Origin of the sequence: Stenotrophomonas sp. RIT309, from assembly GCF_000632045.1 — a bacterium.
Lineage (GTDB): Bacteria > Pseudomonadota > Gammaproteobacteria > Xanthomonadales > Xanthomonadaceae > Stenotrophomonas > Stenotrophomonas indicatrix.
Genome location: NZ_JFYS01000012.1, coordinates 198,212 through 224,429, shown reverse-complemented (window position 1 = coordinate 224,429; position 26,218 = coordinate 198,212). Strand labels below are relative to the sequence as shown.

General features: G+C 66.5%; 25 protein-coding genes. 6 read left to right on the top strand and 19 right to left on the bottom strand.

Features of this window, described 5'->3' with window-relative positions; all coding sequences use genetic code 11:
- Positions 1-8: 8 nt before the first annotated feature.
- The gene (locus BW38_RS12080; RefSeq protein WP_235189927.1) at positions 9-1,685 is read right to left on the bottom strand and encodes a ShlB/FhaC/HecB family hemolysin secretion/activation protein; all 1,677 of its coding nucleotides are present in this window, start codon (positions 1,683-1,685) and stop codon (positions 9-11) included.
- A 369-nt stretch (positions 1,686-2,054) separates the two neighbouring features.
- Between BW38_RS12080 and BW38_RS12085 the strand changes: the two genes are divergently transcribed.
- Positions 2,055-2,447 (top strand): barstar family protein, encoded by a 393-nt coding sequence (locus BW38_RS12085; RefSeq protein WP_032976009.1) that lies wholly within the window; start codon positions 2,055-2,057, stop codon positions 2,445-2,447.
- Between the two features lie 89 nt (positions 2,448-2,536).
- Here the strand turns inward: BW38_RS12085 and BW38_RS21750 are convergent, their stop codons facing one another.
- Together BW38_RS21750 and BW38_RS21435 are read right to left on the bottom strand one after the other, a co-directional pair.
- A complete protein-coding gene (locus tag BW38_RS21750) occupies positions 2,537-3,082 on the bottom strand; it encodes an Imm57 family immunity protein (protein WP_152543298.1) in 546 nt (181 codons plus the stop codon).
- Between the two features lie 4 nt (positions 3,083-3,086).
- On the bottom strand, positions 3,087-4,091 hold the full coding sequence (locus BW38_RS21435) for an RHS repeat-associated core domain-containing protein (RefSeq protein ID WP_081794551.1): 1,005 nt from the start codon (positions 4,089-4,091) through the stop codon (positions 3,087-3,089).
- Between the two features lie 388 nt (positions 4,092-4,479).
- On the opposite strand from BW38_RS21435, the gene mutS reads away from it, so the two are divergent.
- The 3 genes from mutS (at position 4,480) to katG (ending at position 10,163) form a co-directional block, all read left to right on the top strand.
- A complete protein-coding gene (gene mutS / locus BW38_RS12090) occupies positions 4,480-7,035 on the top strand; it encodes a DNA mismatch repair protein MutS (protein WP_051584971.1) in 2,556 nt (851 codons plus the stop codon).
- Positions 7,036-7,154: 119 nt separating this feature from the next.
- Positions 7,155-7,778, top strand: a complete 624-nt coding sequence (locus BW38_RS12095) for a DUF937 domain-containing protein (RefSeq protein WP_025873810.1) — start codon at positions 7,155-7,157, stop codon at positions 7,776-7,778.
- A 144-nt stretch (positions 7,779-7,922) separates the two neighbouring features.
- Complete coding sequence (gene katG / locus BW38_RS12100; RefSeq protein ID WP_032976006.1) at positions 7,923-10,163, top strand: catalase/peroxidase HPI; 2,241 nt, start codon at positions 7,923-7,925, stop codon at positions 10,161-10,163.
- 416 nt (positions 10,164-10,579) lie between these two features.
- Here the strand turns inward: katG and BW38_RS12105 are convergent, their stop codons facing one another.
- Together BW38_RS12105 and BW38_RS12110 are read right to left on the bottom strand one after the other, a co-directional pair.
- The gene (locus BW38_RS12105) at positions 10,580-10,987 is read right to left on the bottom strand and encodes an RNA-binding S4 domain-containing protein (protein WP_025873812.1); all 408 of its coding nucleotides are present in this window, start codon (positions 10,985-10,987) and stop codon (positions 10,580-10,582) included.
- Positions 10,988-10,996: 9 nt separating this feature from the next.
- Positions 10,997-11,236, bottom strand: a complete 240-nt coding sequence (locus tag BW38_RS12110) for a hypothetical protein (protein ID WP_025873813.1) — start codon at positions 11,234-11,236, stop codon at positions 10,997-10,999.
- A gap of 62 nt (positions 11,237-11,298) precedes the next feature.
- Between BW38_RS12110 and BW38_RS12115 the strand changes: the two genes are divergently transcribed.
- Positions 11,299-12,771, top strand: a complete 1,473-nt coding sequence (locus BW38_RS12115) for an MATE family efflux transporter (protein WP_025873814.1) — start codon at positions 11,299-11,301, stop codon at positions 12,769-12,771.
- Positions 12,772-12,853: 82 nt separating this feature from the next.
- Here the strand turns inward: BW38_RS12115 and BW38_RS12120 are convergent, their stop codons facing one another.
- The 11 genes from BW38_RS12120 to ffh form a co-directional block, all read right to left on the bottom strand.
- Entirely contained in the window at positions 12,854-13,261 is a 408-nt protein-coding gene (locus BW38_RS12120; protein WP_032976004.1) for a DUF1801 domain-containing protein, read from the bottom strand.
- Positions 13,262-13,295: 34 nt separating this feature from the next.
- Positions 13,296-13,730, bottom strand: coding sequence for a DUF1801 domain-containing protein (locus tag BW38_RS12125; protein WP_032976003.1), 435 nt, complete (start codon positions 13,728-13,730; stop codon positions 13,296-13,298).
- A gap of 76 nt (positions 13,731-13,806) precedes the next feature.
- Positions 13,807-14,181, bottom strand: a complete 375-nt coding sequence (locus BW38_RS12130) for a DUF6404 family protein (protein WP_032976001.1) — start codon at positions 14,179-14,181, stop codon at positions 13,807-13,809.
- 81 nt (positions 14,182-14,262) lie between these two features.
- On the bottom strand, positions 14,263-14,664 hold the full coding sequence (gene rplS / locus BW38_RS12135; protein ID WP_025873818.1) for a 50S ribosomal protein L19: 402 nt from the start codon (positions 14,662-14,664) through the stop codon (positions 14,263-14,265).
- 151 nt (positions 14,665-14,815) lie between these two features.
- Positions 14,816-15,574: a tRNA (guanosine(37)-N1)-methyltransferase TrmD gene (gene trmD, locus BW38_RS12140; protein WP_032976069.1), complete on the bottom strand. Its 759-nt coding sequence runs from the start codon at positions 15,572-15,574 to the stop codon at positions 14,816-14,818.
- A gap of 8 nt (positions 15,575-15,582) precedes the next feature.
- Positions 15,583-16,095 (bottom strand): ribosome maturation factor RimM, encoded by a 513-nt coding sequence (rimM, locus tag BW38_RS12145; protein ID WP_025873820.1) that lies wholly within the window; start codon positions 16,093-16,095, stop codon positions 15,583-15,585.
- Positions 16,096-16,140: 45 nt separating this feature from the next.
- Positions 16,141-16,401 (bottom strand): 30S ribosomal protein S16, encoded by a 261-nt coding sequence (rpsP, locus tag BW38_RS12150; RefSeq protein ID WP_025873821.1) that lies wholly within the window; start codon positions 16,399-16,401, stop codon positions 16,141-16,143.
- 148 nt (positions 16,402-16,549) lie between these two features.
- Positions 16,550-17,332 carry an aminotransferase class IV family protein gene (locus BW38_RS12155; RefSeq protein WP_032976000.1) on the bottom strand — a complete coding sequence of 261 codons (783 nt, stop codon included), beginning with the start codon at positions 17,330-17,332 and terminating at the stop codon, positions 16,550-16,552.
- Positions 17,329-18,405, bottom strand: a complete 1,077-nt coding sequence (locus tag BW38_RS12160) for a nitronate monooxygenase (RefSeq protein ID WP_032975999.1) — start codon at positions 18,403-18,405, stop codon at positions 17,329-17,331. The genes BW38_RS12155 and BW38_RS12160 overlap by 4 nt, the downstream gene beginning before the upstream one ends.
- An 88-nt stretch (positions 18,406-18,493) precedes the next feature.
- The gene (locus BW38_RS12165; RefSeq protein WP_032975997.1) at positions 18,494-18,934 is read right to left on the bottom strand and encodes a hypothetical protein; all 441 of its coding nucleotides are present in this window, start codon (positions 18,932-18,934) and stop codon (positions 18,494-18,496) included.
- A gap of 55 nt (positions 18,935-18,989) precedes the next feature.
- The gene (gene ffh / locus BW38_RS12170) at positions 18,990-20,366 is read right to left on the bottom strand and encodes a signal recognition particle protein (RefSeq protein ID WP_032975995.1); all 1,377 of its coding nucleotides are present in this window, start codon (positions 20,364-20,366) and stop codon (positions 18,990-18,992) included.
- A 122-nt stretch (positions 20,367-20,488) separates the two neighbouring features.
- Here ffh and ccsA point away from each other — a divergent pair, with 122 nt between their 5' ends.
- Positions 20,489-21,283, top strand: coding sequence for a cytochrome c biogenesis protein CcsA (gene ccsA / locus BW38_RS12175; protein ID WP_025873825.1), 795 nt, complete (start codon positions 20,489-20,491; stop codon positions 21,281-21,283).
- A 69-nt stretch (positions 21,284-21,352) separates the two neighbouring features.
- Here ccsA and BW38_RS12180 read toward each other — a convergent pair whose 3' ends face one another.
- The 3 genes from BW38_RS12180 to BW38_RS12190 all read right to left on the bottom strand — a co-directional run bounded on the left by BW38_RS12180 (position 21,353) and on the right by BW38_RS12190 (position 26,096).
- A complete protein-coding gene (locus BW38_RS12180) occupies positions 21,353-21,817 on the bottom strand; it encodes a hypothetical protein (RefSeq protein WP_032975994.1) in 465 nt (154 codons plus the stop codon).
- A gap of 64 nt (positions 21,818-21,881) precedes the next feature.
- Positions 21,882-24,188: a tetratricopeptide repeat protein gene (locus tag BW38_RS12185; RefSeq protein ID WP_032975992.1), complete on the bottom strand. Its 2,307-nt coding sequence runs from the start codon at positions 24,186-24,188 to the stop codon at positions 21,882-21,884.
- A 51-nt stretch (positions 24,189-24,239) separates the two neighbouring features.
- Positions 24,240-26,096 (bottom strand): ATP-binding protein, encoded by a 1,857-nt coding sequence (locus BW38_RS12190; RefSeq protein WP_032975991.1) that lies wholly within the window; start codon positions 26,094-26,096, stop codon positions 24,240-24,242.
- Between the last annotated feature and the right edge of the window lie 122 nt (positions 26,097-26,218).

Sequence of the window (26,218 nt, the reverse complement as noted above, 5' to 3'; positions counted from 1 at the left end):
GTGCCAGATCAGTAGCGCCACGCCAGGCTGAAGCCGAAGGTGGTGTAGTCAGTCGGGAAGTTGGAGGGCTTGTGCAGGGCCGAGCCCACGAAGCCGTCCCAGGAAAGCTGCTGCCAGCCGCCGCGCAGGCCCAATGCCATGCCGGCCAGATCCCGGCCGGATTGCCATTGCGCCGATGGTCCGCCGATGCGGCCGTAGTCGGCGGCGACGTAGAACTCCTGGCCGCCGCCGATACCCAGCGACAGATCGTTGCGCAGCGACCAGCCACGCTCGCCGCTGAGCGAGCTTTCGCCATCGAAGCCACGCACCGTGTAGCGGCCGCCGATCGCAAAGCGATCCTGGGGCGACAATGGTGTGCGGTTCCACTGCGCGCGCCAGGCAGCGGTGTAGCGCAGGCGCTGCTTGCCCAGCTGGAACGGCACGCTGAACTGCGCGTCAGCCGTGATCAGCTTCATCCGCGAGGTGCCTTCCAACGGCAGGCTTGGATCCCACGCCCGGGCCATCTCTTCCGGGGAGCGCAGTGCATGGAAGGCACCGGTGCCGCGCCGGTATGCCAGCGTGGCATCAAGCGTGGCCGCACCGATGAACTGCTTGTGGGTCAGGCCGAGCTCCCAGCCCGAGGTACGGCGACGCTGCACCTCGATCTCGGTATCGTCGATGTAGTTCTTCGACGTGCGCTGCCAGCCGCGGCCGTAGATGCCCAGCTTGGTCTTGGCATTGCGCAGCAGCAGGCGATCCACGCGTGCCTCGGCGTTGCCGCTGCGGCCGCTGTAGTCATAGCTTTCGTACGCGCCCACCACGGTCTGGCTGTAGTCGTAGGCACTGGCCGTGGCGCCGAACAGCCAGTAGCCGTAGGGCACGTCGTAGTGCGCGGTCCAGCTGTTGGTGTCCTTGCCTTTGCCATTGAACACGCCGCGCCCCGCGCTGACGTAGAACAGCTCGTTCAGGCCCAGCGGGTTGTCCAACGACAGCGTGGCGTTGGCCTGCAGCTTGCCGGTGCCCTGGCTGCCTGCATCGTCCAGGGTCAGGCTGGCACGCACCGGCGAACGCTGTTTCCAGTCGATGTTCAGGTCGCTCTGCCCGGGCGCGGCGCCTTCGCCGTCTGCAGGTGCGATCTTGATGTCAGCAGTGACGGTGGGCACGCGCTGCAGGTTCTCCAGCCCCTGCTCGATGTCGCGCAGGTTCAACAGGCCGCCACTGCGGATCGGCAGCGCATTGGCGATGGCCGGATGCCGCCCGTCCGCCTCGGTGAACACCGCCTCGCGGAATCGCCCGGGCACCACCGACAGTGTCAGCGTGCCGGTATTCAGATCCTGCGGGGCCGACAGCACGCGGGTGGTGACATAGCCGCGCGCGATGATCGCGTTCTGTACGCGCTTCATCACCACGTTGATGCCTTCAGTGCCCAGGCAGCGGCCGCTGGCGGGATCTTCGCGCGGATCGGCTGCAGCCAATGCCCACTGGAAGCCCTTGGCACCCTCGCCGTCCAGCACGATGCGATCAATACGCACGCAGGGCTGCTCCTGCGTCGGCAGGCGCTCCCCCTGTTCACCCTGGCCGCTCTCCAGGCGTACATCGGGCCGGCTTTCCTGCTGCTCGCGCAGCACGCGTTCTCGTTCCTGCTGGCGCAGCAGCTCCTGCGCGCCCGGGTCACCCACCTGCTGGGCAGCAACACTGAAGGCCATGCCCAGAAGCACCAACCCTCCACCACTGCGGCGCGCACCGCGCACAGACATCTTCCTTGCTTGCACAATCAATTCCACGTGTTGATGCCACGCGTCAGCGGTCCTGCTCCCGGAAAGGAGAAGGGCCAACCCAATGGCTTGAATCGAGGTTCGCCGGGGGTATGCAACGGCATGCCACCGCGCCCGACGCGAAGTGGCGCATAGGCTATCGACCGCCCGAAGGATTTCTATAGGGAAATTTTCAAATGCCCAGGACTACGGGACAGAACACCGCAGGCAGAGATCCAGAGTATGCGCACGCACGCGCCACGTCGCAAAGCAACGGCGTTCAGCACAACGCCTTTCGCCGGCCCACGCTACAGTCGGCGCATGACCGTATTCCTGCAGATCAATGGCACCGCCATTGTTGATATCCCCAGCCTCTATGCGGAGATCAACCGGGTATTCATGGCCGGCGAAGCCTGGCAGCTCGGGCCCAGTCTCGATGGGCTGGACGATCTGCTGTACGGCGGTTATGGCGCGCTGGCCGGGCACGAAACCGCCACGCTGGTCTGGCGCGACATCGACCGCAGCCGCGAGGCACTGGGATTGGAGGCCACGCGCGCGTGGCTGGAAGACAAGCTGCGGCAGCCGGGTACGTTCAATGCCGAAACCATCGGCCGCCAGCTGGACGCCCTGCAACGTGGCGAGGGGCAGACCTACTTCGACATCGTGATGGAGATCTTCGCCAGCCACCCGAACGTTGAACTGGTGTGCGCCTGAAGTGGCGGCCCCCCTGCGGCATCCCGCCTGCGGAACACGCCAACCGTTACAGCGCGACCGGTTGTGGTAGTACATGTCAAACGGCCGATTCAGACGCCATCGCAGTCACTACCGGCCTTGGCGAGCCTGACCACGTCACGCAGGGAACTCTGGATGTCCGCGACTGAGCTACAGATGTTCTCAGGCGCCACGTCGAATTTCGCCCCGCCCGCCCGACGCTTGAAAGCAGCAAGTTCGGAGAGGCATTGACCTGCCAGCTTCTTGGCATCCAGCCTCGACGCAGCCTGAACCATTGAATTGCCCTGCGCGGCGACGTAGCACTTGTAGTCTTCGGAGAGCGCTCCGTCCATACGGAAGCGGGACAGTTCAACCAAGGTCCGAGGGGCAGCCGGACTCCTACTGCCCCCTATCAAGGCAAGACCAAGCTCAGCACCGTCAGCTCCTACACAGGCATATGGCGTCTGAGAGCACAGTGACTTGCTCTCGGAACTCTTGTGCACTACCAGCGAGGCAAGAATAGAGTGTTCGGCCATCTCCATGTCTGCCGCGAGTCTTTCTGCCAGCGGCCGGGCGGACACCGAGGAGCCATATAGAACACAAAGGACGAAGCACGAAATCAGCACAGTGGTTTTCATCGGCTCACCAGAATCTTGGGGGAAGACGCGTAAACTGATCCATCACCTGCAGAGTACTCCCTGGCTCATCGTCGATTAGCTCATTGAGCTTTTTCAGGTCCGCGGCAGCACCTGTCACGCACCCCTCGGAACAGAAGTGCGGGCCCAGCGACGGACCAAAGGCGTTTGCACAGCTGCGCGACCTTATCAGGGATCGGCCAAAGGTATTGGTTTCTGGAGCAGGCTCCAAAGCTCGGTCATTGGGCTTGCTGGTCCAGGTACTTGTCCAGTTCCATTTACCTGTCGGAATAGGGCCACGTCCTTGGAGGCTTGTACAAGCCGGGTTGTTCTTGCACTGCATCCCGCCCCCATTGTTTCCAGAGGCAACCCTGATCGAAAGGTATTGCTTTCCTTCTGTCGACGGGAAGCACTCCATTCGCTCATCCCGGATCGAGTAATAGCAGCTAGCTAGACCAAATCTGTCACTAAGCTGGATGGGCGAATTCTCGGCGTATCCGTAGGTTCCAATGCCACCCGCAATTCCGATGGGATCGCTCTGCACATAGCGTCCAGCAGACGGATCGTAGTCACGATAGTAGTTCTGGTTGAGACCAGAAACACCTTCATAGAGCTGCCCAGGGAAGCGCATCGCAAACTCAAACGGACTGCCGTCCTGGTCAGGATCCTCATTTGGGGCCGTTGCACCGAACGCCTCCCCCTTCATATCCCAACTCCAAACCGCCACGTCACGGGCTGGGTCAACGACAACGCGAGGGGTACCCAGATGATCCGGCTGGACATAGTAAAGGGCACTCTCGCTCAGCAATCCGACGGGAAGGTTGTCCAACCAGATTACCTGCTGACGCGCAACACCCGTCTGGTCGTATTCCCCCATCCATTGCCCGCGCTCGTCGTAGAGATTCAGGGCTGAAGCACCTTCGGCCTTCCGAGGAATCTGCTGACCAAGATCGTTGTAGCGGTATTCCGCAGCAACCGCGCCGTTTAGCTTCACCGCACTCAAGCGACCCATTTGCCGTCCAAGACGCGGTAAGGCTTTCCGGGGTCTGCGGGTGGTCGAGGGGCGATGCCCCCCTCCCCTGCTTGCCGTCGAGCGGGCCCTTGGCCACGCTCAGTTCGCAGATTTGGCGGCAGGTCAGCTTAAACTTGGTGCCTCGCCGGCGCGGGGCATCTGCCTGCGCCGCAACAACCGTATCCATGGTCGATCCGCCGTGTATCCGTCGCAACATCGATTTGATGCTCTTTGAGTGACCGCCGCAACCGTGGCGCAACGAAGAACCCCGTTACTCGCCGTCAGTGACCTGGATCGATCGCTACAAACGTAGGAAGCTCAATTGCAAACCACTGATTCAAAAGCGAAACCGTCTGCATCCAAGGCCAGTGCAGAGCACACGCCCCTCATGAAGCAGTTCTTCGCAGCCAAGTCCGACTACCCGGACCTGCTGCTGTTCTTCCGCATGGGCGACTTCTACGAGCTGTTCTACGACGACGCGCGCAAGGCCGCGCGCCTGCTCGACATCACCCTGACCCAGCGTGGCAGCTCCGGTGGTGCACCGATTCCGATGGCCGGCGTGCCGGTGCACGCCTACGAGGGCTACCTGGCACGACTGGTCGCGCTGGGCGAATCGGTGGCGATCTGCGAACAGATCGGCGACCCGGCACTGGCCAAGGGACTGGTCGAACGCAAGGTGGTGCGCATCGTCACCCCCGGCACGGTCACCGACGAAGCGCTGCTGGACGAGCGTCGCGACACCCTGCTGATGGCCCTGTCGCGCAACAAGAGCGGCTATGGCCTGGCCTGGGCCGACCTGGCCGGCGGCCGTTTCCTGGTCAACGAAGTGGACACCGATGACGCGCTGGAAGCCGAACTCGCGCGCCTGGAGCCGGCCGAACTGCTGGTGCCGGATGAGGAGAACTGGCCGGAGTTCCTGCGCCAGCGCAGCGGCGTGCGTCGCCGCGCGCCATGGCTGTTCGACGCCGACAGTGGCCGCCGCCAGCTGCTGAACTTCTTCAAGCTGCATGACCTGAGCGGCTTCGGCATCGACGACAAGCCGCGCGCAACGGCCGCTGCCGGCGCCCTGCTCGGCTATGTCGAGGAAACCCAGAAGCAGCGCCTGCCGCACCTTACGTCCATCTCGATGGAAACCGCCGGCGAAGCGATCGCGATGAACGCGGCAACGCGGCGCCATCTGGAGCTGGACACCCGCGTCGACGGCGATACCCGCAATACCCTGCTCGGCGTGCTCGACAGCACGGTGACGCCGATGGGCGGCCGCCTGCTGCGCCGCTGGCTGCATCGGCCGCTGCGCCTGCGCGAGGTGCTGGTGCAGCGCCACCACGCGGTGGAAACACTGATCGACCGTGGCGCGGACGCAGATATCCGCGAACAGTTCCGCCGCCTCGGCGACCTTGAACGCATTCTCACCCGCGTTGCCCTGCGCTCGGCACGGCCGCGCGACTTCTCCACCCTGCGCGATGGCCTCGGCCTGCTGCCGGCCGTACGCGAGGTGCTGGCACCGCTGGATTCACCGCGCTTGCAGACCCTGCACGCCGCGCTCGGCGAACACGACGAATGCGCCCACCTGCTGGCCAGCGCGATCGCCGACATGCCGCCGCTCAAGCTCAGCGATGGTGGCGTGCTGGCCGATGGCTTCGACGCCGAGCTGGATGAGCTGCGCCGCCTGTCGACCCACGCCGACCAGTTCCTGGTCGACCTGGAGCAGCGCGAGCGCGAGAGCAGCGGCATCGCCACCCTGAAGGTCGGCTACAACCGTGTGCACGGCTACTACATCGAAATCAGCAAGGGCCAGTCCGACCGTGCGCCGGTGCACTACACCCGCCGGCAGACACTGACCAACGCCGAGCGCTACATCACCGAAGAACTGAAGGCGTTCGAAGACAAGGTGCTGTCCGCCCGCGACCGTTCGCTGTCGCGCGAAAAGTACCTGTACGAGCAGCTGCTGGACACGCTGGGCACCCAGCTGGAGCCGCTCAAGCAGTGTGCTGCCGCACTCAGCGAACTGGACGTGCTGGCCGCCTTCGCCGAACGTGCGCAGGCGCTGGACTGGGCGCGCCCGGAGCTGCAGGCCGAGCCGTGCCTGAAGATCGAGCGCGGCCGCCATCCGGTGGTGGAAGCGGTGCGTGACCAGCCGTTCGAGCCCAACGACCTGGATCTGCACCCGGACCGTCGCATGCTGGTCATCACCGGCCCGAACATGGGCGGTAAATCGACCTACATGCGGCAGAACGCGCTGATCGTGCTGCTGGCCCACATCGGCAGCTTCGTGCCGGCCAGCCGTGCGCTGATCGGCCCGATCGACCGCATCCTGACCCGCATCGGCGCAGGCGATGACCTTGCCCGCGGGCAGTCGACCTTCATGGTCGAGATGGCCGAAACCAGCTACATCCTGCATCACGCCACCGCGCATTCGCTGGTGCTGATGGACGAGATCGGCCGCGGCACGTCCACCTACGACGGCCTGGCCCTGGCCGACGCGGTAGCGCGCCACCTCGCCTACGAAAACCGCTGTTACACGCTGTTTGCGACCCATTACTTCGAACTGACCGCGTTGGCCGACGAACAGCACGAAGGCGGCCGCAGCGGCATCGCCAACGTGCATCTGGATGCCGTCGAGCACGGCGAAGCACTGGTGTTCATGCATGCAGTGAAGGACGGTCCGGCCAACCGCAGCTTCGGCCTGCAGGTGGCTGCCCTGGCCGGCCTGCCGCGTGCCACCGTGGCACAGGCGCGCCGACGCCTGGCCGAACTGGAACAGCGCGGCGGCGAAAGCCATGCCGCCGAACTCGCCCCGCAGGCGCTGGATGCCCCGCAGCAGTTCGGGCTGTTTGCCGCTCCGCCGAACAAGGCGCAGGAGGCGCTGGCCGCGATCGACCCGGACGAGCTGACCCCGAAGCAGGCACTGGAAGCGCTGTACCGGTTGAAGGCGCTGCTGTAAGGCAGGCCGCAGGTTCCGCCGGCCCTGCCCGGCGGACGCCCGCCATGAAGCCTTCGCATTGCCGTCGTGTACACGGCGTTATGCTCGGGCGGTTCGTCCTTCACAGACCGGAGACCGCCATGAACACCGAATCCCTTGCTGCATCCCTCTTCCAGCAGCTGCAGCAGGGCCAAGGCCTGCAGCAGGTCTCGCAGCAGCTCGGCCTGGACAGCAGCCAGGCTACCCAGGCCGTCGGCAGCGCGCTGCCGCTGCTGCTCGGCGCGATGGGCCAGAACGCCAGCGAGCCGCAGGGTGCGCAGTCCCTCCTCAATGCCCTGCAGCGCGACCACCTCGGTTCGGGCGGCGGTGGCGGTGCTGGCGGCGGTTTCGACATCGGCAGCATCCTCGGCGCGGTGATGGGCGGTGGCGGCGGCAACGCCACCAACGGTGCCGGCATCCTCGGCCACGTGTTCGGTGGGCAGACCTCGCAGGCGGCCGAAGTGCTGGGCCAGAAGACCGGCCTGGACAGCGGCAGGTCCAGCCAGCTGCTGGCGATCCTGGCCCCCATCGTCATGTCGTTCCTGGCCCAGCGGTTTGCCCAGAGCGGCAACGCCGGCCAGCTCAGCCAGGCCCTGGGGCAGGAAGCACAGCAATCCGGCGGTGGCATCGGCAGCCTGCTCGGCGGTGCGCTCGATCAGGACGGCGATGGCCAGTTCGGCGCCAGCGATCTGTTCAAGCTCGGCGCGGGCCTGCTCAAGCGCTGATCGCGCACAACGATGCAAGCGCCGCCTGCCATAGGCGGCCACTATCGCATCGGTTGAATCAATCGAATTTACCCATCATTAGGCGATGCCTATGGTGGGTAAGCGATCTGATTCCCTCATTCGCCAGCCCACAGGTAGAGACCCATGAAAAGCGAAGCGAAGTGCCCGTTCAACCATGCCGTCGTCGGTGATGCGACGACCAACCGCGACTGGTGGCCGAACCAGCTGCGCGTGGATCTGCTCAACCAGCACTCCACGCGCTCCAATCCCCTTGATACGGGCTTCGACTACGCCAAGGCCTTCAACGGGCTGGACTACAGCGCCCTGAAGGCCGACCTGAAGGCGTTGATGACCGACTCGCAGGACTGGTGGCCAGCCGACTTCGGCCACTACGGCGGCCTGTTCATCCGCATGGCCTGGCACAGCGCCGGCACCTACCGCATCGATGACGGCCGTGGTGGTGGTGGCCGCGGCCAGCAGCGCTTCGCTCCGCTCAACAGCTGGCCCGACAACGTCAGCCTGGACAAGGCGCGACGCCTGCTGTGGCCGATCAAGCAGAAATATGGCCAGGCCATTTCCTGGGCCGACCTGCTGATCCTGACCGGCAACGTCGCACTGGAGTCGATGGGCTTCAAGACGCTCGGCTTTGCCGGCGGCCGTCCCGATACCTGGGAGCCGGACCAGGACGTGTACTGGGGCCGCGAGACCACCTGGCTCGGTGGCGACGTGCGCTACAAGCACGGCTCGGAGGGCGTGCAAGAGGACCACGGCGTGCTGGTGTCCGATGACGACGCTGATGGCGATGTGCACTCGCGCAAACTGGAAAACCCGCTGGCCGCGGTACAGATGGGCCTGATCTATGTGAACCCGGAAGGCCCGGATGGCAATCCCGATCCGGTGCTGGCCGCGCATGACATCCGCGACACCTTCGGCCGCATGGCGATGGACGATGAGGAAACCGTCGCCCTGATCGCCGGTGGCCACAGTTTCGGCAAGACCCATGGTGCCGGCCCGGCCGACAACGTCGGCAAGGAACCGGAAGCAGCGGGCCTGGAAAGCCAGGGCCTGGGCTGGGCCAACAGCTTCGGCAGTGGCAAGGGCGGCGACACCATCACCAGCGGCCTGGAAGTCACCTGGACCCGCACCCCCGCGCAGTGGAGCCACGACTTCTTCGAGATCCTGTTCGGCCACGAATGGGAGCTGAGCAAGAGCCCGGCCGGCGCGCACCAGTGGGTCGCCAAGAATGCGGACGCAGTGATTCCCGATGCGCACGATCCGTCGAAAAAGCACCGCCCGACCATGCTGACCACCGACCTGTCGCTGCGCATGGACCCGGCCTACGAAAAGATCTCGCGGAAATTCCTTGCTGATCCGCAGGAGTTCGCCGATGCCTTCGCCCGCGCTTGGTTCAAGCTGACCCATCGCGACATGGGCCCACGTGCGCGCTATCTCGGCCCGGAGATTCCGGCCGAGGAATTCATCTGGCAGGACCCAGTGCCGGAAGCCAGGCACCCGTTGATCGACGCCAAGGACATCGCCGCGCTGAAGCAGAAGATCGCAGCGACCGGTCTGAGCGTGGCCGAGCTGGTGTCCACGGCGTGGGCCTCGGCCTCGACCTTCCGCGGTTCGGACAAGCGTGGCGGCGCCAATGGTGCGCGCGTGCGCCTGGCACCGCAGAAGGACTGGGCGGTGAACCAGCCGCAGCAGCTGGGCAAGGTGCTGGCCGCGCTGGAAAAGGTCCAGGCCGAGTTCAACGGCGCGGGCAGCAAGCAGGTGTCGCTGGCCGACCTGATCGTGCTGGCCGGTGGCGTCGGCATCGAGCAGGCAGCGAAGGCCGGCGGCCATGACCTTAGCGTGCCGTTCACTCCGGGCCGCACCGATGCCAGCCAGGAACAGACCGACGTCGAATCGTTCGCGGTGCTGGAACCGGCTGCCGATGGTTTCCGCAACTACCTCAAGGGCGCTTACAGCGTGCCGGGTGAGGCGCTGCTGATCGACAAGGCACAGCTGCTGACCCTCACCGCACCGGAAATGACCGCCCTGGTCGGTGGCCTGCGCGTGCTCGGCGCCAATGCCGACGGTGGCAGGCACGGCGTGTTCACCAGCCGTCCCGGCACGCTGAGCAACGACTTCTTCGTCAACCTGCTGGACATGGGCACCACCTGGAAGGCGACCGGTCGCGAAAGCTATGAAGGCCGCGGCCGCAGCGATGGCGCTGCGCGCTGGACCGGCACCCGTGCCGACCTGGTGTTCGGCTCCAACGCCGTGCTGCGCGCCCTGGCCGAGGTCTACGCCAGCGCCGATGGCGAGAAGAAGTTCGTGCAGGATTTCATCGCCGCCTGGACCCGGGTGATGGAACTGGATCGCTACGACCTGCACGGTTGACCGGATATGCCAGGTGCCAACCTTGGTTGGCACATGGCACGGCGCCCACCAAGGTGGGCGACTACCCGACCCCGCTGTGGGGTCTTTACCCGGTGGATGCCGACCTTGATCGGCACATGGCACGGCGCCCACCGAGGTGAGCGACTACCAGACACTGCTGCGGGGTCTTTACCCGGTAGATGCCGACCTTGGTCGGCACATGGAACAGCGCCCACCGAGGTGGGCGACTACCAGACACTGCTGCGGGGCCTTTACCCGGTAGATGCCGACCCTGGTCGGCACATGGCACGGCGCCCACCAAGGTGGGCGACTACCAGGCACTGCTGCGGGGTCTTTACCCGGTGGATGCCGACCCTGGTCGGCACATGGCGCAACGCCCACCAAGGTGGGCGACTACCAGCGCCCGGGCGGCGCCGTCACAGGGCGTCGATATCACCCAGTGCACGGATCAACCGGCGTGCGCGCTTGTCCGGCTTGTGCTCCGGTGCCTGGTAGCCATCACGCGCGGCAATGCGCAGCGCACGCTGTTCGGCGCGGCGGGCCTTGGAGGCTTCGCTCTCGGCATACAACTGCTGCGCCACCGGCGCCGGACCGCGCTGGTCGCTCAGGCCCAGCACCTGGATCTCGAAGTGTTCTTCACCGCGATCGACCAGCAGCTGCTCTCCCACGCGTACTGCGCGCGAGGATTTCGGACGCTGCCCGGCCACGGATACCTTGCCGGTCTCGATCGCCTGTTTGGCCAGGCTGCGGGTCTTGAAGAAGCGGGCCGCCCACAACCAGATGTCCAGACGGACGCTGGGCGCCAACGGGGAAAGCTCGGACATCGGTGGGGACTACTCCGTTCGCTTGTTCAGGGGGCGCGGATTGTCGGGGTCGGTGCGGCAGCCGCTGCCCCCGATCAATGCCGGCGTGCCGGCCGCCAGGTCCTGGCGCTGGCTGCCGACCAGGCACTCGGGGCGGTCGGTCGGCCGCACCTGGGTATCGCCCAGCCGGTCACCCGACGAACATGCGGCCAGTGCCGCTGCGATCAAGGCCGCCACGATCATCCGCATCGCCTGTTGTGGTTGATGCATTGCCACATCCTGCAAACCGGCTTGATGCTAGTGTGCGCCTCCCGGGAATCGATCACCACTCCATGGCCAAAGCGCCGCTTGACCTGACCTCCGGCCCGATCGGCCGCAACCTGCTGCTGTTCGCGCTGCCGATCCTGGCAGGCAACATCGCGCAGTCGCTGAACGGCTCGGTGAATGCGGTATGGGTGGGGCGCTTCCTTGGCGAAGCGGCACTGACCGCGACCGCGAACGCCAACAACATCATGTTCTTCCTGATCGGTTCGGTGTTCGGCTTCGGCATGGCCTCGACCATCCTGATCGGCCAGGCCATCGGTGCGCGCGACATCGCCCAGGCACGACGCGTGGTCGGCACCAGCGCCACGTTCTTCATCGGCCTGTCGGTGATCATCGCCATCGCCGGCTGGTTCCTGGCCCACCCGCTGCTGGCGGCGATGGGCACGCCCGCCGCCTCGCTGCCGTTGGCCGAGGCCTACCTGCGCATCATCTTCCTAGCGATGCCAACGCTGTACGCCTTCGCCTTCCTCAGTGCGGCGCTGCGCGGTGCCGGCGATTCGCGCACGCCCTTCCGCTTCCTGCTGGTCTCGGTGGTGCTGGACATCGCCCTGAACCCGGTGCTGATCTTCGGCATGGGGCCGTTCCCGGAACTGGGCATCGCCGGCTCGGCCTGGGCCACGCTGGTGTCGCAGACGCTGTCGCTGGCCGGCCTGCTGCTGTACATGCGGCACAAGCGGCACACGCTGTGGCTGGGCCGCGCCGACATGCACCTGTTCAAGCTGGACATGACCATCCTGCGCGCGCTGGTGGTCAAGGGCGTGCCGATGGGCCTGCAGATGGTGCTGATCTCGCTGTCGGTGATCATGCTGATGACCATGGTCAACCAGTACGGCACTGACACCGGCGCAGCCTACGGTGCATCGCTGCAGCTGTGGAACTATGTGCAGATGCCGGCGATGGCGATCGGTGCGGCGTGTTCGTCGATGGCCGCGCAGAATGTCGGTGCGCAGCGCTGGGATCGCGTGCGCGGTACCGCACGCCAGGGCATCGCGTTCAACTTCCTGCTGACCGGCGCGTTGATCCTGCCGCTGGTGCTGCTGGACCAGTATTCGCTGGCCTTGTTCCTTCCGCAGGGCAGCGAGTCGCTGCAGATCGCGCGGCACCTGAACCACATCGTGATCGGTTCATTCCTGTTCTTCGGCGTCAGCTTCGTGATCTCCGGCGTGGTGCGCTCCACCGGCGCGGTGCTGCCACCGCTGCTGATCCTGGCCGCGTCGCTGTGGGGCGTGCGCGTGCCGTTCGCCGAATTCCTGCAGCCGTACTGGGGTGCCGATGCGATCTGGTGGAGTTTCCCGGCCGGCTCGCTGGTGTCGATGCTGCTGTCGCTGGCGTATTACCGCTGGGGTGGCTGGCGTAAGGCGAAGATGATCAGTACACCGGTGCATGCCGAAGAACTCGCCACGCCCTCGGAGATTCCCGCCTGTCCGCCTTCGCCGGTGGCCGACCCGGATGCGGCGCTGGAAACCATTCCACCGCGTTGAACATGTACCGGTAGTGCCGGCCGCTGGCCGGCAACCGCGCGATACCTGGGAAGTCCATGGGATTGCCGGCCAGCGGCCGGCACTACCGCTTTTTCTTTTCCGCGTTGTGCCTGGCGGCGGCGCGCAGCAGTGCTTTCAGCGCCGCGGCGTTGGGCATGCCGCCTTCGTGGATGTCGATCGCGCGGCGTGTGCCGCCTTCCAGGCTGGCATTGAACAGGCGCTTCGGGTCCGGCAACGCGGCGCCGTGGGCGAAGGTCAGCTTCACTGCCTGCTTGTAGGTTTCGCCGGTGCACAGGATGCCATTGTGTTCCCACACCGGTGTGCCGCGCCATTTCCAGGTTTCCTCCACGTCCGGCAGCGCCTCGTGGATCAGCGCGCGCACGCGGGCGAGGATGTCGCCGCGCCAATCAGGGAGCTCGGCGATGCGGGCGTCAATCAGGGCGGCAGCGGGGAGAGCGGCATCTGCGGGATCGGACTTCTGCGTGGCCATCGCGTGGTCTCGTTCGGGGAAAGAACCTGGGGGATTACATGCGTTCGCCAGGCAGCTGGCTGGCCTGCCGCACCCAGTCGAGGAACCGCGCCTCGTCCAGCGGCTCGTCCCCAAGGATGTGCAGGTAGCGCGTGTCGGCGCTCTTGGACGGTTCAGGCGGAACAGGCTGCAACAGCGCGCCGCGGAAGAATGCGACCTTGATGTAGCGGGCGAAGCAATGGAAGCTGAGGAACCAGCCCTCGCCGGCAGCAACGCCGTACATCGGCGAGTTCCATTTCACTGCCTTGTGCACGCCGGGCACGGCCTGTTCGATCAGGGCGTCCAGACGCTCACCAACGGCCCGTTTCCAGTCCGGCATGGCAGCGATATAAGCCTGCACGGGCGCATCGCCCTCACCCTTGGCGATCTGCGGGTTACCGCCGGACAGCAGCTTCGGCGCGGCACTGCTGGCAGGTCGCTTGGCGGGCATCGCAGGGGCCATGAGGGTCGAAGGCCCGAGCGTACGCCGCCGCCCGGCAGCGGTCACGGCGCACTGCGCCATGGTCTCAGAGGCTGCTGCGGAACTGCCGCCAGGTGGGCAGCTTGCGGGCCCCGCGCAGGAACCACATCAGGGTGGCCATCACCAGGCCGAACATCACGCCTGCCGCCACCCCGGCAAGCAACAGCAGTTCCAGCGCCGGGGCCCTGCCCTGCCACAACAGCAGCCACATCAGTACCGTCCAGAACACGCCAAACAGCAGGCCCTGCAGCAGCGTATTGGTCAGGAAACCGGCCAGTATCGGCGGCGGCAGCGCGACACCCAGCCGCCACAGCATGCGGTGCAGCAAGGGGGCCGCTTCCCTCCGTGGCACCCCGGAACGGTCCAGGAAGCGCAACGCCACCTGGATGTCCGCCGGGTATCGATGGTCGCTCTCATCCATTCACTGAAACTAACGAGGCGGCAGCACAAACGCAAACGGCCGCCCGAAGGCGGCCGTCGCGGCAACAACCGAAGTTGTTTATCAGCCCTTGGTTGCCAGACGGGCAGCCTTGGCGGCAGCAGCAGCAGCCAGATCTTCCTTGATGCGGGCAGCCTTGCCTTCCAGGCCACGCAGGTAGTACAGCTTGCCGGCGCGGACCTTACCACGACGCTTCACTTCGACCGAGTCGATGATGGCGCTGTGGGTCTGGAACACGCGCTCGACGCCGTAGCCGTGCGAGATCTTGCGCACGGTGAACGAGGAGTTCAGGCCGCCGTTCTTGGTCGCGATGACAACGCCTTCATAGGCCTGCACGCGCTCGCGGGTACCTTCCTTCACCTTCACGTTGACGACAATGGTGTCGCCCTGGCTGAACTGCGGCAGTTCGCGGGTGATCTGGGCGGATTCGAATTCCGCGACGATGGACTTGTTCAGCTTGCTCATGGGTTACACCGATTCATTGTTCGGGTGGGCGTGTCATTCGACAGCGTGGGCTCATGCAGTCACCGGACTGTGCTGCACGTTTGTTTTGGGTACTGCGCACCGGCCGGGGCCGGCGTAATTGGCCATGATAGCCGATAAAGCAGGGCTGGCGCTAGACCTTGCCCTTTCCCGCCGGGACCTGGCGGGCCAGGGCCAGCAGCTTGCGGTCGGCCTTGCCCAGCGCCTGTTCATCCAGCAGGTCCGGGCGCCGCTGTGCGGTACGGATCAACGACTGCTGCCGGCGCCAGGCGGCGATGGCGGCATGGTTGCCCGAGCGCAGCACGTCCGGCACGTCCCCCAGCGGATGCTGGGCCGGCTGGCTGTAATGCGGGCAGTCGAGCAGGCCGAGGTCGCCCTCGAAACTGTCCTGCGCCGCGGATTCGGCGTCATTCAAGGCGCCTTCCTGCAGCCGGGCCACCGCGTCGATGATGACCGCCGCCCCCAGCTCGCCGCCGGACAGCACATAGTCGCCGAGGGAAATCTCCTCATCGACATTGGCGGCCAGGAAACGCTCGTCGATGCCTTCATAGCGGCCGCAGAGCAGGACCATGCGCGGCAATGCCGCCAGTTCCCGCACCTTGGCCTGGGTCAACGGCGCGCCCTGCGGGCTGAGATGGATCACCCGCGCAGGCGTCGGATCGGCCTCACGGATCGCCTGCAGGCAGGCCTGCAGCGGTTCGATCAGCATCACCATGCCCGGGCCACCGCCGAACGGACGATCGTCCACCCGGCGGTAGTTGCCCTCGGCGTAGTCACGGGGATTCCAGCCATGCAGGCTGAACAATCCCTTTTCCTGCGCACGGCCGACCACGCCCAGCCCAGCGGACTGGGCGAGGAAATCGGGGAACAGGGTGATGACGTCGAAACGCATGCTCACACTCAGAACTCGGGGTCCCAGTCGACCACGACCAGATTGGCCTCGAAGTCGACGGATTTGACGAACTCCGGCACGACGAACGGAATCATCCGCTCGCGATCACCGCGTACGACCACCACATCGTTGGCGCCGGTACTGAACAGGTGCGAGACCTGGCCGAGGGCAACGCCTTCGACGGTCTTCACATCCAGGCCTTCCAGATCGACCCAGTAATACTCGTCGGCATTCGGCGGCGGCAGCGCACTTCGGGCCACGAAGACCTCGGTGCCATGCATCGCCTCGACCGTGTCGCGATCCTCGATGCCCGGGAAACGGGCCACCAGATGCTTGCCGGTATCCCGGCCACGGGCGCCTTCAAGCGTCGATTCCTGCCCGTTGGGGCTGCGCAGGATCCACGGTTGGTAACGGAAAATAGCGGAACGCGGCTCGGTCCAGGACTCGAGCTTTATTTCGCCGCGCACACCAAAAGCGCCGACAATCCTGCCAAGCAGGATGCGGCGCTCGTTATCTTTCATCTGCGTTCAATCAGATGGGCCGCACCAGGGTGCGGCCCGTCAGGATCAGGCCGCAGCGGCCTGGGACTTGCTCGCTTCCTTGATCAGGTTGCGAACTTTCTCGGTCGGCTGGGCGCCGTTCTTGACCCAATGGTCAACGCGGGCCAGGTCCAGCTCGATGCGCTTCTCGCCGCCCTGTGCAACCGGGTTGTAGAAGCCAACGCGCTCGATGTTGCGGCCGTCGCGGGCGCTGCGGACGTCGGTGACGATGATGTGGTAGAACGGACGCTTCTTGGCGCCGCCGCGGGTCAGTCGAATCTTGACCATGGTGGTTTTTTCCTATTGCCCAGTCGCCAGGATGGCGCGGTAAGCGGGCGATTATAGCGGCAGAGTCCGGCCGAGCCAACCCCGGGCGTCTACCCCGGGGTCAGATCCCTTTTACCGAGCAAAAGGGTTCTGACTCCAACGGTTCCATTCAGGAAAGCGACTGCCAGGGCACCCGGGCCAACACCGCCCTGCCCTGTTCGGCCAGGGCCTGCGAACCCGGCAGCGCCTGACCATTGATGGCATCCAGCGCCCACACCCCACTGGCGTTGCAGGCGAAGGCGGCCTGCATGCCGGCCAGCTCATCCAGCCGCAACGGCCGGGCCTCCTGTGGGCCCACCCAGCCCGCCTGCAGCAGCGCTTCAGCGGTTCCCCGCAGCGCAGGCGCCTGTGGCCAGATCAGGTGTTCGCCGTCATGCACGGCCAGGTTCCAGGTGGTTCCCTCGCTGATCTGCCCGTCGCCAGTGACGAACAGCGCATCGTCGAAACCCGCTGCCAACGCGGCACGGCGCTGGGCGAACAGTCCAAACGTACCGACATGCTTGATCTGCGGCAGCTCTCGCTGCCATGTCGCGCTGCGTACGCGTTTCGGCGCGGTCAACGCGACCGGCGCGGAGACGGCAACCAGTACATCCACCGGCACGCTTGCCAGAGGCGCGCGGAAATCGAAACGGCGCGAGAACACGGTGACCCGCATCGATGCGTCGACCTGGCCGGCCTGTTGCAGCGCCTGCGCCATCCACACCTGCACCTGCGCGATATCGAGCCCGCTGCCGAAGAGTTCCTGCGTTGCCCGCGCCAGCCGCTGCAGATGCAGATCAAGCCCCTGCACCGCGTTGCCGCGCACCTGCAACGAGGTGAAGTGGCCGTAGTTGGTCAGCGCCGGCAGCAGGTCTTCGGCCCGCGCCGTTGCGCCGTTGCAGGTCACCGTCATCGCAGCAGCGCCTGTGCCTGTTCCCACATGCCACGCAGCACGTCGGCGGCCGGCGCTGCCGGTGCCATCCATGCCGACTGCCCGGCCCAGGCCTGCATCGCAGCAAGCCGGTTTTCCTGCGTGGCCTGCTTGCGCATCGGTCCAGTCAGGCCACGCTGCACAGGGTACGGGCGCGGCGCGGGTGCGCCCTCGGCAGCAGCTGCACGCACGTAGGCAGTCGCCAGGCCGCGGCCCAGGCGCCCACTGAACGCGCGCGTCGGCCAGGTGTCTTCGGGTTCGCTGCGGGCCAACGCATCGGCCCATGCCGGCGCCACCGCTGCTTCGGGTGTGCGCAGGAAGGCCGTGCCGATCTGCACGGCGCTGGCCCCGAGCATCAGGGCAGCAGCAATGCCGCGACCGTCGCCGATTCCGCCCGCAGCGATCACCGGAATACTCAGGTTGTCCGCCAGCCGCGGCAGCAGTGCGAACAGGCCGACCAGCTGCTGCTCTGCACGCATCGGATCGAAGGCGCCGCGATGGCCGCCGGCTTCGGCGCCCTGCGCGACCACCGCGTCAGCACCCGCGTCCTGCGCAGCACGCGCTTCGGCCAGCGTCGTAGCGCAGGCGATCCAGGCGATGCCCGCATCCTTCAACTGCTGCACATGAAGCGGCGACAGCACGCCCATGATGGTCGAGGCCACCGCCGGCCGTGCCGCCAGCAGCGCACTGAACTGCTCCTCGAAATCGGCAGGCGTAGCATCCGCTGCGCTGGCCGCAACCTCCGGCCCCCACTGGCCCAGGAACGCACGCGTGGCGGCCTCGGCGGCCACATCGCGCACCGGCGCGGGATCGGGCAACCACAGGTTCACCTGCGCCGGCCCGCTGGACGCTGCACGGAAGTCCTGCATCCAGCGACCGATATCCGCCGCCGGCGACAACACGGCCCCCATCGCGCCCATGCTGCCGGCGTTGGCCAGCGCGGCGGAAAGCGGAACCGGACAGGCACCGGCCATCGGTGCCAGCAGGATCGGCAGCTGCAATGAAAAACGCCGACAGAAATCGTCGGCGCGTTCGAGAATCGGCGAAAGGCTCACGCGACGCACCTGTGGGAGGAGTCGCTGCCAGCATACGCCAGACACTGTGGACGGGAGCGTCGCCGCGGGCGATCCGCTCCCGCCTGGCTCAGCGTGCAGACACCGCGTAGGTGCGGACCAGCTGGCTGTCCATTTCTTCGTTGAACTTGAACGTCACGTAGCGCGCGTCATCAGCGGCGAACTCTTCCTCGGCGCTGGCGCGACCGATCTCGGTGCCCTCGGCATCCAGCGCACGCGCCACCAGCTTGCCCTTGAAGGCCTTGTCCGCCACCACGTACACCGCCGCGTCCTTGGAGCCCATGCCACGGCTCTTGCCGAGGGTGACGGTGAGGCCCTGCGCGGCCAGGCCCGGATCGGCCTGCAGCGTCACGTTCATGCGCTTGTCCACGCCCTCGCCCAGCCCGGCGACGAAATCGGCAGCGGTACCACTGATGGCACTACCGGCCTTCTGCGACACGGAGGTGTCGTCCTTGCAGGCAACCAGGCCCAGGGCCAGCGCCAGCGCCATCACCACGATCGACTTGTTCATGCACATTCCTTTGATTGATTCCGCGGGTTGTTCAAGCGTTCGATACAGCGCGCGCTCAGCGGAACGGCATGCCACGGCCGCCCATGGCGCCCATCATGCCCTTCATGCTGCGCATCATGCCCTTCATGCCGCCACCGGCCATCTTGCTCATCATCTTTTCCATCTGCATGTACTGCTTCATGAGCTTGTTGACGTCGGCCGGGGTCACGCCCGAGCCCTTGGCGATGCGGGCGCGACGCGAGCCATTGAGCAGGTTCGGGTTGCGCCGTTCCTTCTTGGTCATCGAGCCGATGATGGCGATCATGCGCGGCACTTCCTTGCCCTGGCTGACCTGCTGCTTGAGGTGCTCGGGAATCTGGCCCAGTCCCGGCAGCTTGTCCATCAGGCCGCCGATGCCGCCCATGTTCTGCATCTGCTCGAGCTGGTCGCGCATGTCGTTCAGATCGAACTTCTTGCCCTTGGCGACCTTCTCGGCCAGCTTCTGCGCCTTGTCCTTGTCGACCTGCTGCTCGACCTGCTCGACCAGCGACAGCACGTCGCCCATGTCGAGGATGCGGCTGGCGATACGGTCCGGGTGGAACACGTCCAGGCCTTCCGGCTTTTCGCTGACACCGACGAACTTGATCGGCTTGCCGGTGATGTAGCGCACGCTCAGCGCGGCGCCGCCACGGGCGTCACCGTCGGTCTTGGTCAGGACAACGCCGGTCAGCGGCAACGCATCACCGAAGGCCTTGGCGGTATTGGCCGCGTCCTGGCCGGTCATGGCATCGACCACGAACAGCGTTTCAGCCGGGTTGACCGCAGCGTGCAGGGCCTTGATCTCGGCCATCATCGCTTCGTCGATGGCCAGGCGGCCGGCGGTATCGACCAGCAGCACGTCGACGAACGACTTGCGCGCGTCATCGATGGCGGCGCGGACGATGGCCTCCGGCTTCTGCTCGGCGCTGGACGCGAAGAACAGCACGCCCACCTGGTCGGCCAGCGTCTTCAGCTGCTCGATCGCCGCCGGACGGTAGACGTCGGCCGAGACCACCATCACCTTCTTCTTGCGCTTTTCCTTCAGGTGCTTGGCCAGCTTGCCGACCGTGGTGGTCTTGCCGGCGCCCTGCAGGCCCGCCATCAGGATGATGGCCGGCGCGGGAACGTTGAGGTTCAGGTCGCTGGCTTCGGCGCCCATCACCGCGGTCAGCTCGTCGCGCACGACCTTGATCAGGGCCTGGCCCGGGGTCAGCGACTTCAGCACTTCCTGGCCGACCGCACGCACCTTGATGCGTTCGATCAGGGCCTGCACCACCGGCAGCGCGACGTCGGCTTCAAGCAGGGCGATGCGGACCTCGCGGGTCGCCTCGCGGATGTTCTCTTCGGTCAGGCGGCCACGGCCGCGCAGGCGCTCGATGGTGCCGGAAAGGCGCTGGGTCAGGGACTCGAACATGCGGCGCAACCTGTCTGAAAGCGGGGGACAATAAGGCTCACAGTATAACGGGTCCACCGCGCTCCCCGGACTGCGACGCCACGCCCGTCGCCAGCACCGCGGGGGTATGCGAAACTTCAACGATGACAATCGTTCTCATCGCCGTCCTGCTCTACCTGGCCGCCAGCGCCCTGCTGGTGCGCGCCCTTGGTCGCAACGACGGGGTGACCTCGCCCGCCTGGCTGTGGCCTGCGCTGCCGGCGATGCTGCTGCATGGCGGTTACCACGTGCTGGTGGCGATGCGCACGACCGGCGGCCCCGACATGCACTTCTTCGCTGCGTTGTCGCTGGTCGGCCTGGGAATGGCCTGGCTGACCTCGCTGGTGGGCGCGCGCGGGCGCATGTCCACTCTGGGCGTAGTGGTGTTCCCGCTGGCCGCGCTGCTGCTGGTGGTCTACCACGGCTACGGCCATGAACCGAGCAAGGTGCTGGGCTGGCGCTTGGCCAGCCACGCCTGGCTGGCACTGCTGGCCTACGCCACGCTGAGCATCGCCGCGCTGCTGGCGATCATGCTGTGGCTGCAGGAGCGTGCGCTGCGGCGCCGTGAATTCCGTCCGTGGCTGCGTGCGCTGCCGCCGATGGCCGATCTGGAATCGCTGCTGTTCAGGGTGATCACCGTCGGCTTCGCCCTGCTGACCCTGACCCTGGTTACCGGCGTGCTGTTCGTCGACGACCTGCTGGCGCAGAAGCTGGTGCACAAGACGGTGCTGAGCGTGCTGTCGTGGATTGTGTTCGGCGTGCTGCTGATCGGCCGCCGCCGCTATGGCTGGCGCGGCACGAAGGCAGTGCATTGGACGCTGACGGCGATGCTGTTGCTGCTGCTGGCGTTCTTCGGCAGCCAGTTCGTGATCGAGCTGGTGTTCGGGCATTCGCGCTAGAGGCGTGCCGGCCAGCGGCCGGCAGTCGGAGCACGGTAGATCCACGCCATGCGTGGATGCCCCGGATGCTCAAGGCAGCGGCTGGGCCAGGATCCTGCGCACCGAGCGACCACTGTTGGTGAGGATGTCGTCGACCTGCCAGCAGCCCTCTCCTTTGCGCACCATCGGCACGCGGGTCACGTAGGCCTTGCCCCAGACCGGATAGCGCATTTCGACCTGGCCGGCCGTGGCGGAGGCCTGCTTCCAGCTGTAGCGCACCGGGCTGTCGATCTCCCCGTCCTGCGCGTCCAGCCACGGATCGGAATCGAGCGTGCAGATGCCCTCTTCGCGCACCTGGCAGGCACGCTCGCCGTGCAGCGCCTTGGCAAACGCCGCACTGACCAGCGCCTGCGGCGGCTCCAGCAGGTCGCCCTTGCCGGTGGTCGCTTCGAAGAAGGCCCGCGCCACGTCAGCCGGTTGCTGGCAGGCCGGCGCGGCCTGCACGGTGGGGGCCAGCAGCAGGCCGATGATCACCCACGTCCCTGTCTTTCTCATATCCAGTTCCTTGACGGTGGAAGGACGCCGGGCATGGCCCGGCGAACGCGCAGCGCGGCAGGGATTACAACCCGTACCGTTCGATCGCGTCCAGATGCGGCTGGCGGTCCTGGTCGCAGGCCTCGGCCAGGCGCAGCCAGCAGTGTGGATGTGCCCAGTCCGCCGTGGCCTGCTGCAGGAAGCGGTGCAGCGCCAGCGGCGCATGGTCCTGCGGCTGGGCGACGGTGAACAACAGGCCCGGCAACGTCCCGTCTTCCGCATCCGGATCGGTCACGGTGTAGTCCGCACGGCTGTGCGACCACACCTTCCAGCCCTGTCCCTCGGCTGCCTCCACGAAAGCGTTCCATGCCTCCTCGCCCGGGTGCGCGCCGTCGACCAGCCAGCTGCGCGCGAAACCACCCCGCTCCAGCACATGCACCTGTGCATAGGTCGGTATGAAGTGCTCGCGCTCCGCTTCGTCCTCTGGTGCGGGGTGTACCAGGCCGGCGTCGAACACCACCCAGTCCCCCACCTGCTGCGCGCGGTTGGCCGGTGCGTTCTCGACGATGCGCGCGGTCACCGGGCCGCTGCGGCGGGCGTAGTACTCCATCGGCTCGCCGCCTTCTTCGCTGCGGATGATCACCCAGCCCCAAGGCTCTTCGACCACGCCCTGCTGGCTGGACAGTTCCATGCCGATTGCTGCCGCCGAGCGGCGCACCGCATCCCAGTCGCGCGCCGCACTGGCCGCACTCATATGGTCCCAATGCGCGGCACTGGGCTCTTCCAGCAGTTCCACCAGCTGCGCATAGCAGGCCTGCGCTTCGCTGAAGCGGCCGGTCTCCATGTACATGCGGGCAAGCGTCCCGCGTGCGCCGTTCGAGTCTGGCGACAACGCCAGCAATGCCTGCGCGGCCTGTTCCAATGCAGGCCAGTCGGACGCGCGCCGTGCACGCTGCACCTCGCACCAGTGCGCGAACACCGGCACGCTGTCGCGGTAGGTCGCGGCCAGCCTGCGCAGGCCATCATCATCGCCCTGCTCGGCCAGCCAACGCATCAGCGTGTAGGCCGCCGCGCCGTCTTCCTGCGCGTGGCCGCGCACGAAGTCCCACAGCAGCGCCTGCGCTTCCGTCTTCGCGCCACATGCGTGCAGCGCCGAGGCGGCAACTTCGGCCAGCGCGCCGTCGTCCGGCCGCTCGGCGTGCGCCTGCAGCAGCCACTGCGCTTCGCGCTCGGGATCGCGCGACTGGTTCTGTTCGCCCTGCGCTTCCAGCCACGCCAGCAGCTCAGCGGCAGGCACCGGCAGCGGCGCCATCTGCGGCAGCGCTTCGATGCGTGCCGCCAGACCGGCCACCAGTGCGGCAGCGCCGCGGTCCTGGCGCAGCTGCGCCAGATGGGTGCGGGCCAGACCCAGCTGGCGCTGCGCCACCCAGCGTGCACCGCGCTGCAGGGCCAGCTCAAGGCTCAACGCGGCGATCTCGATCACCAGGCGATGCGCGCCGACAGCGGCAAAGTGCTCGATGATCGTGTTGAAGCGCGTTCCCAGATCCCAGGTGTTGCGGGCGGCATCACGGCTGCACAGTGTCGAAGCCGTATTGGCCCACAACCGCCAGTGATTCGGCGTCAGCTCGCTCCATGGCACCAGCTGCTGCAGCGCCTCTTCATCGCGCCCCAGCTGGGCCATTGCCCAGGCCTTGGACAGCCGGCGCGGCACCGTGCAGTTGGCAGGCTCGTATTCGCCCGCAGCGGCCACTTCGGCTTCGCGCTTCTCGATCAGCGCCAGCGCTTCCTGCGCACGGCCGCTGGCCAGCAGGATCTTGATCTGCATTTCAGGGAAGCTGTCGAACACTTCCTTGCCGCGCGCCTGGATCGCCGCCGCCTGCACCTGCAGGTAATCCAGCGCGTCCTGGCCGCGGCCGTCGTCCAGCAGCGCGTCGGCCTTCTCGCAGCTCAGGCACTGGAAGCAGGCCCAGCTCGGGTCGATGCGGCCCAGCGTCTCGTCGCAGACCTCGATGCGTTCGGGCACCCAGCCCGGACCATCGATGTTGCCGTAGCAGGCGGCAAGATCCTGGGTGACGCAGATCGACTGCGGGCAGTCCAGGGTATCGGCACGGTGTGCGCGCTCGAACAGCGCCACCGACTCGCCCAGCGCGCTTTCGCCTTCCACGCGGTTGCCGACGCGGTTGCGCAGCGCCCAATGGCCGACATAGACGTCGACCCAGGGGTTGTCCAACGCCTTGCCCAGCGCGCGCGCTTCGGGCAGCAGTGCATCGACGCGGTCGACCTGCAGTTCACTGACTTCATCGGCAAGGCGGGTCAGCAGGTGGGCGTTCTGCGCCTGGCCTGCCTGGCGCAGGTCTTCCTGAAGTTTTTCGACCCAGTTCCAGATATCCATGGGGGTAATGCTCCTGTCTAGCGAAGGCTGGATGAGAGGGAGTAGCGGTGCTCAGCGCAGCATCTGCTGCAGGGCACCGGCAATGTCGGTAAATGCACCATTGAGATCGGGGCCCGGCGTCGCCGCGCTCTGCTGCAGCGGCCGGCCCTGTGCGGACACGATGATCTTCAGCGATCGCAGCAGGCGCGCGGCCGCCCCGGCCTGCGGGTGGCCCTCGCGCTGGGCCTGCAGCAACGCCTGCACCGCTGGATTGTCCAGGTTGAGGTACAGCCGCGACGGCGCACGCGCCTCGATGCGCGCGGTGAACTGGCGCGCCAGCCGCAATGCCGCCATCGATACGCGCTTGTCGTTCTCGTCGTCTTCCAGGCGCTGTTTCAGTTCGGCTTCGCGGTCGGGCACCACCACCACCGGCAGCGCCTCGGGGCTGAACCGCGCCGGCAGCAGCTGTTCGCCATCGCCCAGGTGTTCGCGCAGCCAGGCCAACTGCGTATCGTCAAGGCTGTCGTCGGTGCGGAACAGTGCGCGGTTGCCCTGCTCGGTACCCAGTTCGACCAGGCGCAGGCCCTTGGCCTGGGCCCAGCGCCGCAGGAACGGCACCACCGCGTAGCGATGACCATGCGCGACCGGCACGCCCATCGCGCGGAACAGCATTTCCTCGAAGCCGCCACCGTTGTCGAGGATCACGTGCACCGCGCCGCGCGCCGGCAACGCGCTGGCCGGCAGGTCACCCTGCGAAGTCGGCACCCGCACGTGTTCCAGCAGCAGGTCGAACAGGCGCTCATCGCACAGCGCCGCGCCCAGCAGGGCTTCATTGTGGCGGCTGAGTACGCGGCGCCAGGCTTCGGGCTGCTGCCGGGCGACGTCGGCCAGGCCATCGATCAGCGCTTCCAGCAGGGCGTGCTGCACGGCGCGATAGTGGTCATCGCGCTGCAGGTCCTCGCGGCTGGCGGTCGGGGTCAGCTTCGACGATTCGATCACCCCGCCGATGAAACCGGCCCAAGGCGGCAGCAGGTCGCGTGCATCGTCGTCCAGCAGCATGCCGCGCACGAACACCGACAGGTTGCGGTTGTCGCTGGTGCCGTAGGTGGCACCGTCCTGCACCCAGAGCATGCCGACGGCGTCGCTGCTGCCATCGGGCTGCAGCGGCATCGTCACGATGGGCTCGAAATCGTGTTCGAAACGGGCCGCGAACTGCTGCGCCTGGCGGCGTGCCTGCACCGGATGCAGGGCGACGTCACCCTGCCCGCGCCACGGCGGCGGTTCGGGATTGATCGCGGCGGCCGCCGCACCGATGAAGATCGGCTCGGACAGCAGCGCGCAGTAGCGGCCCAGCACCTCGTGCAGGCGCGCTTCGTTGGCCAGCGGCAGGAAGTCCGGATGCAGCTCCAGCTCGACCTCGGTGCCGATCGCGCGCGCCGGCACTTCGCTGACGGTGTACTGCTCGGCGTTGCTGGACACGTACAGGTGGCCCAGCTGCGGCGCCTGGTACGAGGTGGTGCGCACGCTGACACGACGCGCCAATACGAAGGCCGACAGGAAACCCAGGCCGAACATGCCGATCAGGCCTTCATCGTCCTCGCCGTCCTGGCGCAGGCCCCGGGTGTAACCGACACCGACCGTGGCCAGGTAATCGTGGATTTCCTGCCGGGTCAGGCCGGCACCGGTATCGGTGATGCGCAGCACGCCGGCGGCGACATCGACCTGCACGTCGATGCGCGACACACTCTGGATGCCGGGCTGCTCGATACGGCGACGGATGATCGAATCGTGCGCGTTCTGCACAAGCTCGCGCAGCGCCACCATCGGCGTGGAATACAGGTGCTTGCCCAGCACCGTCATCAGTCCATTGAGATCGACCCCGGCGCGGCGGATTTCGGCGGCGGGGGTGCTGAACATCGGGTCCTGCATGTAAACGATTACTCCTTGCCACGGAAAGGCGCCAGGGGGCGCCTTCGTCGAGCCGGGAAAACTAGCACAGGCTGGCTGACCGCTGCTGTGCCGTCGGCCGCATCTGCAGGTCCGAGCACGGA